General features: G+C 67.9%; 8 protein-coding genes and 3 pseudogenes. 7 read left to right on the top strand and 4 right to left on the bottom strand.

Annotated features, from left to right (window positions below; translation table 11 throughout):
- Positions 1-414 precede the first annotated feature (414 nt).
- A complete protein-coding gene (locus tag B073_RS0127975) occupies positions 415-1,989 on the bottom strand; it encodes an MFS transporter (protein WP_051094232.1) in 1,575 nt (524 codons plus the stop codon).
- 63 nt (positions 1,990-2,052) lie between these two features.
- On the opposite strand from B073_RS0127975, the gene B073_RS41355 reads away from it, so the two are divergent.
- The 3 genes and pseudogenes from B073_RS41355 to B073_RS44515 form a co-directional block, all read left to right on the top strand.
- Positions 2,053-3,057, top strand: coding sequence for a helix-turn-helix transcriptional regulator (locus B073_RS41355; RefSeq protein ID WP_018541394.1), 1,005 nt, complete (start codon positions 2,053-2,055; stop codon positions 3,055-3,057).
- Positions 3,054-4,055 carry a radical SAM protein gene (locus B073_RS46715; protein WP_018541395.1) on the top strand — a complete coding sequence of 334 codons (1,002 nt, stop codon included), beginning with the start codon at positions 3,054-3,056 and terminating at the stop codon, positions 4,053-4,055. The genes B073_RS41355 and B073_RS46715 overlap by 4 nt, the downstream gene beginning before the upstream one ends.
- Positions 4,056-4,119: 64 nt before the next feature.
- A pseudogene (locus tag B073_RS44515) lies at positions 4,120-4,934 on the top strand (IS256 family transposase); the annotation flags it as partial.
- Between the two features lie 279 nt (positions 4,935-5,213).
- Here the strand turns inward: B073_RS44515 and B073_RS0128005 are convergent.
- Positions 5,214-7,535, bottom strand: a complete 2,322-nt coding sequence (locus B073_RS0128005; RefSeq protein WP_018541398.1) for an ATP-dependent RecD-like DNA helicase — start codon at positions 7,533-7,535, stop codon at positions 5,214-5,216.
- A gap of 969 nt (positions 7,536-8,504) precedes the next feature.
- Here B073_RS0128005 and B073_RS0128010 point away from each other — a divergent pair.
- Positions 8,505-9,959: a UvrD-helicase domain-containing protein gene (locus tag B073_RS0128010; RefSeq protein WP_026247795.1), complete on the top strand. Its 1,455-nt coding sequence runs from the start codon at positions 8,505-8,507 to the stop codon at positions 9,957-9,959.
- An 865-nt stretch (positions 9,960-10,824) separates the two neighbouring features.
- Here B073_RS0128010 and B073_RS0128015 read toward each other — a convergent pair.
- Positions 10,825-11,736: a 2-oxoglutarate and iron-dependent oxygenase domain-containing protein gene (locus tag B073_RS0128015; RefSeq protein ID WP_018541401.1), complete on the bottom strand. Its 912-nt coding sequence runs from the start codon at positions 11,734-11,736 to the stop codon at positions 10,825-10,827.
- A 510-nt stretch (positions 11,737-12,246) separates the two neighbouring features.
- Between B073_RS0128015 and B073_RS41370 the strand changes: the two genes are divergently transcribed.
- From B073_RS41370 to B073_RS48855, 3 genes and pseudogenes are all read left to right on the top strand, one after another.
- Positions 12,247-12,837: a phosphatase PAP2 family protein gene (locus B073_RS41370; protein ID WP_078508216.1), complete on the top strand. Its 591-nt coding sequence runs from the start codon at positions 12,247-12,249 to the stop codon at positions 12,835-12,837.
- 124 nt (positions 12,838-12,961) lie between these two features.
- A pseudogene (locus B073_RS0128025) lies at positions 12,962-13,329 on the top strand (hypothetical protein); the annotation flags it as partial.
- Between the two features lie 124 nt (positions 13,330-13,453).
- Positions 13,454-13,582 (top strand): hypothetical protein, encoded by a 129-nt coding sequence (locus B073_RS48855; protein WP_018541403.1) that lies wholly within the window; start codon positions 13,454-13,456, stop codon positions 13,580-13,582.
- A 70-nt stretch (positions 13,583-13,652) separates the two neighbouring features.
- On the opposite strand, the pseudogene B073_RS0128035 reads toward B073_RS48855, so the two are convergent.
- Positions 13,653-13,864, bottom strand: a pseudogene (locus B073_RS0128035) (hypothetical protein); the annotation flags it as partial.

The following is a 13,864-nucleotide window of genomic DNA, read 5'->3' on the forward strand; positions in this document are numbered from 1 at the left end:
GTCTCCTTTCTGCGGTCTCTTCCCGCGACTCAGCGGCCCCGGGAAGGGCGGTGAGTCCTCGGCGTGATGTTGCTGGACCGGCTACACGCCGCGGAGCGGTTGCCACTCGGGCTGATGTTCCGGAAGCGGATCGGCTGCGGTACGTGCCCCTCGCGCGGGAGACACATGGCGCGTGGTCCCTTCCAAGGGGGCGCGACCGGAGCCCTGGGCCGCAGCTCCGGCCCCTTTGGGGCGGTTTTCGTCCCCACTTCGTCCCGGAGCCCCGGCCGCGCACACTCCCACCGTAGGACCCATTTAGGACTTAACTCGTCCTAAAGGAGTCATTGCCCTAGCCCGGCTCCACGCACGGCGAGTCGGGGATTCGCGTGGTGAAGGGTGGGGCCGCGCCGCGGGGTGGCGGCACCGCCTGCCGGGTCACCGGGCGGATGCGAGGTCCGCGGCCTCATCCGGTGCCGCAGCGCTGTCGGCCCCCTCGCTGTCGCCGGCGTCCTTGTACTTGCGTCCGGCCTGCCGCGGGACCGCGAACAGCACCGCGAAGGCGACGAGGAAGGCCGCACCGACATACGGCAGGGTGTGCGCGAAGGCGTCCGGCATCTTCGCCGCCTGGGTGACGGGATTGTCGCCGCCGAGGTGGTTGAAGAAGATCAGCGAGGACAGGGCGGTGCCCACGGCCTGGCCGAGCTGGGTGGTGGTGTTGTTCAGGCCGGAGGCGGATCCGGCGTGCTCGTGCGGGACTTCGGAGAGGATGATGTCCGCCAGCGGCGCGACGATCAATCCCATGCCGATGCCCATCGGCACCAGCGGCAGCATCGTCTGCCACAGCGTGATCTCCGCCCCGTAGTGGCTGACCATCCAGGCGAACAGGCCCATGCCGGCCGCGGCGATCAGCGCACCGGTCTGGAGCACACGGCGGCCGAATCGCGGTACCAGGACCTGCATCGAGACACCGGCGCCCACCATCAGCAGCAGCGAGAGCGGCAGTCCGGACAGGCCCGCCTTCAGCGGCGAGAAACCCAGCCCCAGCTGCAGGTAGAGCGCCCAGGCCAGGAAGAACACCCCGGAGGCCAGCCCGAACAGCAGCTGCACGCCCAATCCACCCGAGAAGCTCTTGCGGCTGAAGAGGGACAGGACGACGAGCGGGGAGCCGCCGCGGGCGATCACCCGGCGCTCATACGCGACGAACAGCGCCAGCACCGGTACCGAGGCCGCCATCATCACGTACGTCCACACCGGCCAGCCCAGCTCGCGCCCCTGGATCAGCGGCAGGACCAGGAAAAGCAGGCCGACGGTGGACAGCAGCATCCCGCCCACGTCGAGCCCGGCCGCACGCTCGGCCTTCGACTCACGGATCAGGACCGCACCGACCACCAGACCGATCACACCGAGCGGCAGGTTGACAAGGAAGATCGGCCGCCAGCCCCAGCCGAACAGGTCACCTTCGACCAGCAGCGCACCCACCAGTGGCCCGGCCAGGACACCGAGCGAGGTGACCGCCCCGTAGACACCGAAGACCTTGCCCCGCTCCCCCTTGGGGAAGGAGACGTGGATGATCGACAGCACCTGCGGCACCATCATCGCGGCCGCCGCGCCCTGCGCGATCCGGCCGGCCAGCAGCACCTCGGGGGAACCGGCGATCCCGCACACCAGCGAGGTGAGGGTGAATCCGGCGACCCCGGCGAGGAAGACTCGCTTGCGGCCGAAGAGGTCGCCCAGGCGCCCGCCGGTGATCAGGCCCAGCGCGAAGGCGAGGGCATAGCCGCCCACCACCCACTGGATCTGGGCGGTCGACGCCCCGGTATCGGCCTGGAGGTGGGGGACGGCGATGTTGACAACGGTCACGTCCACCGCGTCCATGAAGGTCGCCACGAGGAGGACGATCAGCGCCGCCCACCGGCGGGGGTCCGCCGCCGGTGAGGGAGCGACCGGCGCATCGGCAACCGCCGCGTTCACGGCGGTACGAGAGTTTCTGTTGCTTTTGTTCTCGGACATGACGTCGACGCTAGATGCCCTTTAGGACACCTCACGTCCTTAAGCGCTGGCAGAGTGGACGGCATGACCACGGACATGCCCGCCCGGATGCTGCGCCTGCTGTCGCTGCTCCAGACGCGCCGCGAATGGTCCGGCTCCGAGCTCGCCGAACGCCTGGGTGTCACCGGCCGCACCGTCCGCCGCGACATCGACCGCCTGCGCGAACTCGGATACACCATCGACGGCACCACCGGCACCGCCGGCGGCTACCGCCTCGCCCCCGGCGCCGACCTGCCACCCCTCACCCTCGACGACGAGGAAGCCGTCGCCATCGCCGTCGCCCTGCGCACCGCCACCGGCGGCGTGAGCGGCATCGAGGAAACCGCCGTCCGTGCCCTGGCCAAACTCGAACGCGCCCTGCCCACCCGCCTGCGCCACCAGGTCGCCGCCCTCCAGCAGACCACCGTCCCCCTCACCTGGCCCACCGGCCCCCAGGCCGACCCCGCCACACTGACCGTCCTGGCCGCCGCCTGCCGTGACCACGAGATCACCACCTTCACCTACACCACCCGCCACCGCTCCCCCAGCACCCGCCGCGTCGAGCCGCACGCCCTGGTCTCCTCCCACGGCCGCTGGTACCTCGTCGCCTACGACACCGAACGCACCGACTGGCGCACCTTCCGCCTCGACCGCCTCACCGACCCCACCCCCACCGGCCACCGCGTACCACCCCGCGAACTCCCCGCCCCCGACCCCGCCACGTTCGTCGCCCGCACCATCGCCCGCGCCCCGGTCCGCCACCGCGCCCGCGCCACCGTCCCCGCCACTGACGCGGACACCCTCCGCCAACGCACCGGCGCCCTCCCCGACCGCATCACCCCCCAAGACAACGGCACCTGCACCGTCGACATCTCCGCCGACAACCCCCTCCACATCGCCCAACGCCTGCTGGCCCTCGGCCCCGACGCCACCCTTCAGGCCGACCCCGAACTCGCCCCGCACCTGGCCGCCCTGGGACAGCAACTCCTCGACGCCGCCCAGCACATCAGCACCACAGCCGACCCTCACCCCGACCGAGCAGCCCCATGACGCCCACCGAACCGCAGCCGGCCCTCTTCCCAACCTCCGCAGTCACTCCCGAGCCACCCCCATCCCCCGACTTCCACGGCGTCACCTTCCACGAGATCCAGGCCCGCACCCTCCTCAACCGCCTGCGCGGTGCCGCACCCGACGGCATGGGCTGGACCCTCAACCCGTACCGCGGCTGCACCCACGCCTGCACCTACTGCTTCGCCCGCGACGGCCACCACCACCTCGGCCACGACACCGGCGCAGACTTCCAGACCCACCTCTACGTCAAGACCAACGCCGCCACCGTCCTGCGCCGCGAACTGCGCACCGGCAAGACCGGCGACCAGTGGGTCATGGTCGGCACCTCCACCGACTGCTACCAACGCGCCGAAGGCCGCTACCAGTTGATGCCCGGCATCCTGCGCGCCCTCACCGACTACCGCGTCCCCTTCACCACAACCACCAAGTCCGCCCTCCTCCGCCGCGACATCCCCCTGTACGCCGAAGCCGCCCGCGTCACCGACATCCTGGTCATGACCTCCCTCGGCTCCCACGACGACCGCGTCTGGCGCGCCTTCGAGCCGGCCGCCTCCCCACCCCGCGCCCGCCTCGACACCCTCCGCGCCCTCCGCGACGCAGGCGTCCCCGCCGGCGTCCTCATCGCCCCCGTCATCCCCCACGCCGCCGACCACCCCGACGCCCTCAACGCCCTCGTCGACGCCTGCGCCGAAGCCGGAGCCGTCACCGTCTTCCCCGACGTCATGCGCCTCAGCCCAGGCGCCCGCACCTGGTTCCTCAACCGCTCCGCCGAAGCCCTCCCACCCCACCTCCACAGACGCCTGGCCGCCTCCTACGCCAACAGCCGCACCATGCCCCCGCCCTACGTCCAACAGGTCACCGACCACATCCACACCCGCGCCGCCCACCACGGCATCCCCCGCTGGCAGGACTACCTCAGCAGCCTGAACCGCGGCGACCACACACCGACCCAGGAGCGTGTCTCAAAGATCGTGTAAGTCCGTAATGTGACAGGCTGGCCGAGGCCCAGCCTCGGGCCCTGGCCAGCCGGGACGGCTGAGCATGACGGACAACGAGAAAACCCCGGCCATCGAGCCGGTCGAGGACAAGCTGGTGGACGAGGTCGTCGAGCGGCTTATGGACCGCGCCGAGGCCTCAGGAGCATCCCTGCTTGGCGAAGGTGGGCTGCTGACCGAGGTCACCCGGGCCGTGCTGGAGCGGGCCCTGGACGTCGAGATGACCGACACCTGGGCTATGAGAAACACGATCCGGCCGGCCGTGGCTCGGGCAACAGCCGCAACGGGACCTCAGCGAAGACCGTGCTGACCGACGCAGGCGCGGTCACGGTTGCCGTGCCTCGGGTTCGCAACGGTTTGTTCGAGCCGAGGCTGGTGCCCAAGCACGCGCGTCGTCTGGCGGGTTTCAACGAGCAGATCCTGTCGCTGTACGCCCGCGGTATGAGTGTGCGCGACATCCGCTCCCATCTGGCCGGCTGTTACGGCGTCGAGGTCTCACCGGGTCTGATCAGCAAGGTCACCGATGCGGTCGCCGATGAGCTCGCGGCCTGACAAAACAGGCCGCTGGATGCGATCTGGCCGATCATCTGCATCGATGCGCTGCGGGTGAAGATCCGGTCCGGGGCGGTGGCTTCCAAGGCGGTCTACCTCGCCGTCGGTGTCGACATGGACGGCTGCAAGGACGTGCTCGGTTTGTGAGTCGGTGACGAGGGTGAAGGCGCCACGACCTGGATGACCGTCCTGACCGAACTGCGCAATCGCGGGGTGGAGGACGTGTGCATCGTGGCCGGCGACGGGCTCAAGGGCCTGCCGGAGGCGGTCACCACGACCTGGCCCAAGGCCTCGGCGAGGGTGGCGGTGGCGATGCGGGGAGGGAGGCCACCGAGATCTTCAAGCCAGGACGGCGCGCGGGTCGACGGTGGGCAGGGGGAGGGAGTCGGGGAGTTCGGCGCGGGCGGCTTTCCAGTCGGCCGTGGAGAGGTCCTGACGGAGCCGGACGTGGGTGTCGGTGGGGCGGCTGCACAGGGTCGGCGAGGTTGCCCAGGGAAGCGGCGAGGGTGGCGTTGGCGCGATATCCGGCCCAGGTCCACCAGCGGACGGCGTCCGCGTCTCCTCGAAGGGCAAGAAGGTCGGTTCCACTCAGTCCCAGGCGAGCTGGCCGGTGGCCGTATTCCGTCGTGGTACCGGGACGGTCCGCTGAGCGACGGTGACGCGATGGGTCAAGGCGGTGTTGCGCCGGAGAGTGCGATTGTTGGCGATCGCTCGCTCGACTGCCTCGGCATGCCCGATGAGCAAGACTCCGTGGCGAGCGCGAGTGACAGCGGTGTACAGCAGATTTCGCTGGAGGAGCAGATCGCCGGTCTCTCTGATGACCGGGACGATCACGTACGGATACTCGCTTCCTTGCGAGCGGTGAACGGTCAGTGCGTAAGCGTGAATGAGCTCGTCAAGTTCCGCGAACGGGTAGATGGCCTGTTCTGAATCGTGGAACGTGACGGTAAGCCGATGCGCCTCCAGGTCGATGGCGGTGACAGTGCCACTGCTGCCGTTGAAGATGCCGTTCTCGCCGCGTTTGGGGTTGTTGCGGATCTGCTGGACCTGGTCGCCGAGACGAAAGACGATTCCGTCGTGGTAGTGCTGGGGCTTGTCGTCAGCGGGCGGGTTAAACCGGAGTTGTAGGCGCAAGTTGAGGTCAGTCATGCCAGCGATGTTCTTCTTACCTGGACACAAGAACTGGATGTCGGTGGGAGGCACACCAAAGTGACGAGGCATGATGTCGGCGACCAAGTCAACTACACGTTGGGCTACTTCCTCCGGGTTGGGTACGTGCCTGTTCCAGAAGGCATTCCGGTCGTCCTCAGGTAGATCGCCGCGGAGAATGCGGTGGGCGTTTCTTACGATCGCGGCGCTGTCATCGTGCTGGCGGAAGACTCGGGTCAACCGTGTGCGGGGGATGCCGGCCACGTCGAGTAGGTCGCGCAGGACTCGCCCGGGTCCGACGCTGGGCAACTGGTTTACGTCGCCAACCAGTAGCAGGTGACAGCCGTCGCGAATAACGGCGGTGAGCTTGCGGGCGAGGTTGACGTCCAGCATGGAGGCTTCATCGATCACGATGAGATCGGCTGAGTCGAGCGGGCTGGAGTGGTCGAAGAGCGTGTGGCCATCCGCGGGCCGGATGAGGCGGTGCACGGTCATGGCATCCCGGCCGGTGGTTTCTTCCAGCCGCTTTGCGGCCTTTCCAGGGGGCGCCGCGAGCACAACGCACGCCCGGGCTTCGTCGGCAATCTCGACAAGGGTGCGCAGGGCGTGGGTCTTTCCACAGCCAGGGCCACCAGTGAGGATGGAGATGGGGCTTGTCAGAGCAGTGAGGATCGCGTGGTGTTGTTCCTCCGTCAGCCCGGCCGTCTCGGTGGTGGTCAATCCAGCCAGCCGATCGGCCCAGGGAGCGGCTTCGGCGAGGAGGGACCTGGCGTTGACCAAGCGTCTTACACGTTGGGCGAGCTGGGTCTCGTCGCGGTGCAGGCGTGGGAGTACAGCGATCTCGGTGTCCACAAGAGTGCCGTTGCCGTCCCTGGCAGGCAGCGGCAGAATTTCGGTGATCACCTCGCCCTGGTCGCGTAGAACTTTCAGGGCGTGGCGCAACACCACGTCGTCCAGGAGCTCGGCGGTCGCCGGGTCGTCGTCCTTCAGCAGTGTTCGGGTCCGGGACAGCAGTACCCGTACGGGCAAGTGGCAGTGTCCTGCCTGGCCGGCAGCGAGGTCGAGTTCGTGCGTGAGCGCGGCCTGCAGACGCTCGTCGCTGTGCTTCGGGACACCCACGGCAAGGGCGATCTTGTCGGCTTTATCGAAGCCGATGCCGCGCACATCACGGCACAGCTGATAGGGGGTGTGCCGAACGATGTGCATGGGGTCGTCGTCGGTATCGGCGTAGACGGTGTAGATCTTCACCGCGAGTGCGGGAGTGATGTTCAGGCCCTGCAGGAACACCATAATCTCGGCGATGGACTTTTGCTCTTGCCACGCTTCGCTGATCCGGGCCAGTCGAATGTCGCCGATGTTGTGGACCTCCAGCAGGCGCTCCACTTCGGTGTTAATGATCTTTAGGGTCTGGTCACCGAACCGGTCCACGATCGCTCCAGCGAGTGCCGGCCCGATGCCGCGGATCATGCCCGACGCGAGATACATCCGGATAGACCGTTCGTCGGAGGGCATCGTGCGATTGCAGCGCTCGGCCATGAATTGACGGCCATAGCGGAGATGATGTGTCCATCTGCCGCTCACGCGCACGCTCTCCCCTGGCCGCACGCCGAAGAGCGCCTTTCCGATCACAGTGATGCTCGGGTCGTCGTTCGCCGTACTGGTCAACCGCAGCACCGTGCGTTCGTCGTAGCTGACGTGCAATAGGTGCTCGACTACTCCCTCGACCACATCAGGGAGGTTCAAGTCCGGCTTATCGGACACGGCCTCTACCTCCGGAGATACGTGCGACGAGCGTTACGGAAGGCTGTTCTTTCAAAATGGATCAGCGCTGGGAGCTTGATGCCAGATGTCACCTGACCTGGCGAATCTCCTGCGCTGAACGAGCGGTTACAGGGGCAGCTCCATGACGTTCAATGCCGACCCCCGGAACTTGGCTGCCTTCCCCTCCCGCCGACGGTGAATCCGTCCGGGCCTGCGGCCGGACGGGCTGCACACGACCGGGCCGAATACGAGACGACTCGGTGGTCGTTGGTTCAAAGGCTCATGGACGGTGGGGCTCGCACGGTATAGAGGAGGGGCTGCGTCAGACGTACAGGGAGGGGCCCAGGTGGGAAGCCAGGGGGCGAGCGGTCATCCGGGACGACAGGGCAAGGCGTGGACCACGAACGAAAACGAGCAGTTCATCGCGGAGGTGCGTGAGGGGCTCACCGCCGAGGTGATCGCCGCACGGCACGAGCGGACGGCATCGGCTATCCGTGCGCGGGCCATGGTGTTCACCCCTCGGGCCGAGGCTGTCGACCGGGATCACGCTTTCGAGTGGTTGGCTCGCCGGCTGACGACGGATAGCGCCTACGACTGGCGTACCGTGCTCGCCGACCGCAGACGCCGCGGAAGGGCAGTGGAAAATGGGGCTCCTACCAGTGGGCAGGTGCCGGTCCAGGCTGTTTGGAATGAACCACTGGCGCAGAGTGACAGCTCAGCCTCGATATTGCCGGCGCTGCGGAAGGAGCTGAGCCAGCTGGTGTCGGCACTGTCCCGCGCCTCGGGACTGGCCTTCGGGCAGGTCAATCAGCGCCTGAACATCAAGCTCTCGGCATTGCCTCGCGAGTCGGCGCGGATGCGGTCCTGCTACAGCGGGCGGTCGACGCCGCCGGCGAGTGGCTCTCCGAGCTTGAGCAGCCACGGGAACGAGCGGTGGTGCAGGCGACGGCCGCGCGGAGCGGGGCACGAGTGCCAAAGGGGCCCGCGCCCACCCAGGAACAGCAACAGGCAGTGGATGTCTTCGGAAGCGGGGAACATCTCGTGCTCCAGGCGGGAGCAGGGACCGGGAAGACCACTACGTTGACAATGCTGGCTCGCAGTGTGCGCAGGCGCGAGCAGTACATCGCGTTCAATAGGCCTGTGGCCCAGGACGCGGCAACCAAGTTCCCTGACAGCGTGGAATGCCGTACGGCGCACTCGCTGGCGTACCGGGCGGTTGGCCGGGACTTCCAGGAGAGGCTGGAGTCGCCCCGGCAACCCGGGTGGGTGATGGGCCAGGCACTGGGCATTGCTCGGAACATGCTGGTGCGGCTCGGGGAATGCAAGGTCACCAACAAGGCGCTCTCCTACGTGGTCTTCGAGGCCGTCCGCCGGTTCTGCTACAGCGCCGACCGTGAAATCGGCCGGCGCCACGTTCCGCCACTGCGCGGCCTGGAGGACGCCCGACTGCACGGCACGCTCGTCGATATGGCCTTGCCGTTCGCGCAAAAGGCCTGGGCGGACCTGCAGAATCCGGAGCGCGGCGTTGTCCGGTTCACCCACGACCATTACCTGAAGATTTGGGCGCTGCAGCGGCCCGTCATCCGCACTGACTACCTGCTCCTCGACGAGGCACAGGACACCAACCCAGTGGTCGAAGAGGTCTTCAACGCTCAGCGCGCCCATGCCCAGTTGGTGATGGTCGGCGACTCGGTGCAGGCCATCTACGGCTGGCGTGGGGCCCGGGATGTCATGACCGGGTTCGAGGGGCAGCAGCTGTCCCTGTCGCGTAGCTTCCGGTTCGGGCCCCGTCTCGCGCATGAGGCGAACCGGTGGCTGACGATCGTGGATGCCCCGATCAGACTGCAGGTATCGGAGGATCTGGACACCAACCTCGGTCCTGTCAAAACCCCGGACGCCGTGCTGTGCCGCACCAACGGCGGCGCAATCGAAGTCATCCTGAAGCTTCTCGAAGAGAACAGCCGGGTGGCCTTTGTCGGCGGCGGCGGTGCGCTGCTGAACCTGGCGAAGGCAGCCATCGACCTCAAGGAAGGACGCCGTTCCAGCCACCCCGAACTCATCCTCTTCACCAGCTGGGGCGAACTACAGGAGTACGTCACCTACGATCCGTCCGGCGCTGACCTGCTGCCGCTCGTCGACGTCATCGACGACCACGGCGCCGACGTCATCCTCGACGCCCTCAGCCGGCTCGACGATGAGCACCAGGCCGACGTCGCGGTCTCCACCGCCCACAAAGCCAAGGGCCGCGAATGGCCGAGAGTGATCGCCCGCGACTTCGAGCCCTCCGACGACGCCACCCACGACGAGTACGGCAATCCCGTCGCGGCAGAAATCAACCTGGCCGAGGCACGCCTGGCCTATGTCGCCGTCACTCGGGCCCGTCAGCGACTCGATCCAGGTGCGGTTGAAGCGATCAATAGATGAGCCCCCGCCTCCCTGGCCGTTCCCCGGGCGGAAGGCGTTCTTGCCGGCCTGGCCGGCGTCCTTTTTGGACCCCCGCCCGCCTTCGGTGCCCAAGCCGGCGGCCCCGGCCTGCCCACCGCGTCCGACGAACACCCGCAGCTTCCCGCCCGGGTGCACCTTGAACGTTCCATAGACGTAACCGCCGCTGCTGCCGCCCGTGCCACCAGCACCGCCGCCGCCACCTCCGCCTCCATGCCGGTAACCCGAGACGAGGGACCACTTGGTGCCGCCGCCACCGCCGCCACCGCCACCGGTGGCCCACACGTAGCCGGTGACCGTGTGCACGCCCTTCGGAACGGTGAACACGTAATGTCCAGGGCCCGTGTACTGCATCTGGCACTTGTGCGCTGTGCATGTCGGAGCGGCTGCGGCATGGGATTCGGTCGCCAAGCCGCCGGTCAGGGCCGTGGCAACCAACGGCGCTGCAAGCAGCGCGCGGAGCAGACGGGACATCGGCAACGCCCTTCTGATCGGATCAATCATGCGTGTCACCAGTGAAGAGCTGCTACCGATCGTCAGACCATCGCTTCGCCCCATTCCACCCCAATGAGGGGCTGGTCGAAATTAGGCGCGGCGATGCCAGGTTGGTGACGTCTGTCCGCCTCACGGTCGGCGGCGTGGACGCGGTCACAGGGTGATCCGGTCGGCGTCGGCTGCGGGACAGTGGTGATGCGGCGTATCAGCGCGGCGGTGATCGGCTCAGCGACGCCGGCTCGGGGATTTCGGGCGAGCGTCGTGAGCGCGTCATGGACGGCGCGGCGGGCGTGGGGAGGCACGCGGGTGGTCTCCTCGCCGAGTCGGCACGGCGGGAGGCGCGCGGGCGGTGTCACCTGCCGAGGATCGACCTCAGGACGGACACATAGTCTGAACCCGTATTGAGGGGCGGGAACTTGGGAGGGCCAGCTGGGCCTGTCAGTGCCTCCAGGGGTGCGACGACAACGCCGTAGTCCGGCCGGTGCTTGTACTGGATCGACATCCGGCTGCTGCGCACTCCGCGCACCCGGTGCGGCGCAGCGCGGTGCAGTCCGTTCGACCAGCGTTGCACGTAGTCGGCGAGGAAGACGAACAACGCGTCTGGGATGGTGGGGACTTGCGACCACGTGCCTCGGGAGTCGCGTACCTCCAGGCCCGACTGGTCTTGGTGCAGGACCGTCAAGAGCGACAGGTCGATGTGCGGTGACATCGCGTAGTCCACCGGGGAGTCGACCTCGGAAAGATGGTTCGCGCCGTAGTAGTTGAGACCGAGACGGTGCAGCGGGGTGCCCATGTACTTTTCGAAGAAGCTCTCCCCGAGCCCCAGGTCGAGGGCGCAGGCGGCCAGGATGCCGTCGCCCAGCGCGGTCAGCTGATGGAAGAGCTCCATGGACGTCGGAAAGTGCTCATGGTAGAAGTTCACGGGCTGCGTCAGGGCGAGGTCGCCCGTGGTGTTCCCGATGCGGTACTGCTCACAGGCTTCCGTGCCGCCATGGATGCGGCTGCGCTCCCTGCCGAGGGCCCGGTAGCCAAGGAACTGGGAGCCTTCGACGGCCTCGTACTTGTTCTTCTCGTCCAGCGGCAGGGCGTAGAACCGCTTCGTCTCGGAGTAGACCTCTTTGATCAGTTCGGCCGGGATTCCGTGGCCGTGAACGAAGAAGTAGCCCTCACTCCTACAGATCTGCCCGATCCTGGCCGCGACGTCCGCCCGGTCGTGCGAGGTCCAGTTGGCCGCGTTCCCCGGCAGTTCGACATGCGGTATCACGTGCTGCCCTCCCCTTTCGTCGCCGATCCGAAATGCATCAAACCGTCGCCCCGACTGCTACGGGACAACCCGCCGACGCCGTCGCGGCCGCACCCGTGCCGTCTGAGAAATTCCCTCGTGCGCTCACGGCACGGTGTCCGCCGCGACAGCGCGAGGCTGGCGTGCGCGTGCGTCCGGGAGAGGGACGTGGTGGCGGCAACCGCGGACTGGCTCCGCAGAGGGGCCTGGCCCGTTGGGCTTCGGGAGGGAGGGGGACCGAGCCGTGATGGGGCCGCTCCGTGGTGCCACGCCCGGTGCTCGTATGCCCATCACGACTCACGCCTCCCGGCCGGACACGCTCGCAGGGGTACCTACCTGCCACGGGGCGCGAGGCGCTGCAAGGCCGCAAGGCCCGAACGGCCATGACATCTTGTGAGTCGAGGCGAACGACCGCAACCCCGGAGAACCGACTTTCGGTCAACTCTTGTCGGCGTTGGCTGAGGAGTTCGGCCGTCGCCGAGAACTCCGGCAATGTCCTCCTCTCCATCCCGGCTGGACACGACGGTTGAGCAGTGGGCCTTGCTGTGGCGAGATGACAGAAACCGGCGCGGGCGCCGCCGAGGGCGGTTCTACCATGACAGCCTGGCCCCAACGGCGGCTGGCGGTCACGTCGACGCCCCACATCAGCTCACCGAGGTCAGCTTTCCCAACGGCCATGTCGCCATCGCGGCCGGACTGGCTTTCACGGCCGTACTCGTCTCCTCCCCACGCACCCACCCCTACGTCGCCGCCGGTTCACTCTGGCTCGCGGTCACCGCCGCAGCCGTCCAGGCTCTCTACTGGCACCGGCCCAGCGACGTCCTCGGCACCACGTTGCTGGCCTACGCCTGCTACGTCACGGCCAACGCCCTGCTGACGTCGGCCGTCCCCGACACCGCTCGGCGCCCGCGCTTGCTGCCACCGTTGGCCCTCGCCGCGGCCGGCGCACTGCTGGCAAGCGCGCGAGAGGATTCCGTCGCGCGCCCGCTCGTGTTCGCCGGGACGGCTCTGGCGTGCTCGATCCTGCTGTGGAGCACCACGACGAACAAGCCACTACTGCTCACGCCACGGAGCGACCTGTGATGTGTCCCGCCGTGCAATCCGGCGAGGCGGCAGCCGCACGAGCGCAGGACGACGCCTGTAGACCGCCGACGGCTCAGAACCACAACAGCTGGAAAACGTCTTGTCTTCTGTGAACCGCGGGCCCCTCGCCGGGCTCGACCAGGCGATCATGATCTCAGCAGGCGTGGCCATCTCCGGCACGCTCGTGGTGGGACTGTTCGCGGTCTCCCGCGTCACCCGCAGACTGCACCACAGCGCGGCCGTGGCCCACCGGATCAACGAGGACCGGCTGGAGATCTCCCGGCTCGACTCCGACACCGAACGGGCCGATCTCGCCGCCCACGACCTGGGCGAGCTGGCCCGGCAGACGGTACGGTCGTCGTCGTACACGACCAGCGCGTGATCACCGACCGTCGGCGCCTGGAACGCGTCCTGGGCTACCTCATCGCCAACGCCCACCGGCACGGACGCCCACCGGTGTCCCTGACGGTCGACGGCCTGGTCATCACGGTCCCGTCGGGCACTGGCTGGGGCTCTACAACGTCTTCCAGGGCGGTTGCACCGCCCCCGGCGACTACGTCGACGACACCCCCTTCGAAGCAAGCCCCGCCTACGGCTGCCCCGTAGGCCGCAACACTTGCCCCAGCCCGGCCTGGACCCCATCCACAACTACATGAACTACACACGCGACGCCTGCCGCAACAACTTCACCCCCCACCAGGGCACCCGCATGCATGACATGGCCGCCCAATACCGCGGCCTCTAAGTGGGCGGTTCGCGAGTTGATGTCCGTTTCGAAGTGAGGCTTGGGGCAGGGGTGCTGGCCACGGTGCGGGCTACTGCTGCCGGGCAAAGCAGCCGGTGTCGGCTTCGGTGAGGATGCCGAGTTTGACCAGGCGCTTCAGCTTGGCCCGGGTGCCTTCGATGTTCTTCGGCAGCAGTGCGTGGTCGAGGGCCTGGCAGACGTCCTTGGCCCGCAGGGGGCCGGTCGACTCGTTGAAGGCGGCGAGGATGCGCGGGTAGTCCGGGTGCTCGGGCAGCTCCGGCG

Origin of the sequence: Streptomyces sp. MspMP-M5 (assembly GCF_000373585.1) — a bacterium.
Taxonomy (GTDB): Bacteria; Actinomycetota; Actinomycetes; order Streptomycetales; family Streptomycetaceae; genus Streptomyces.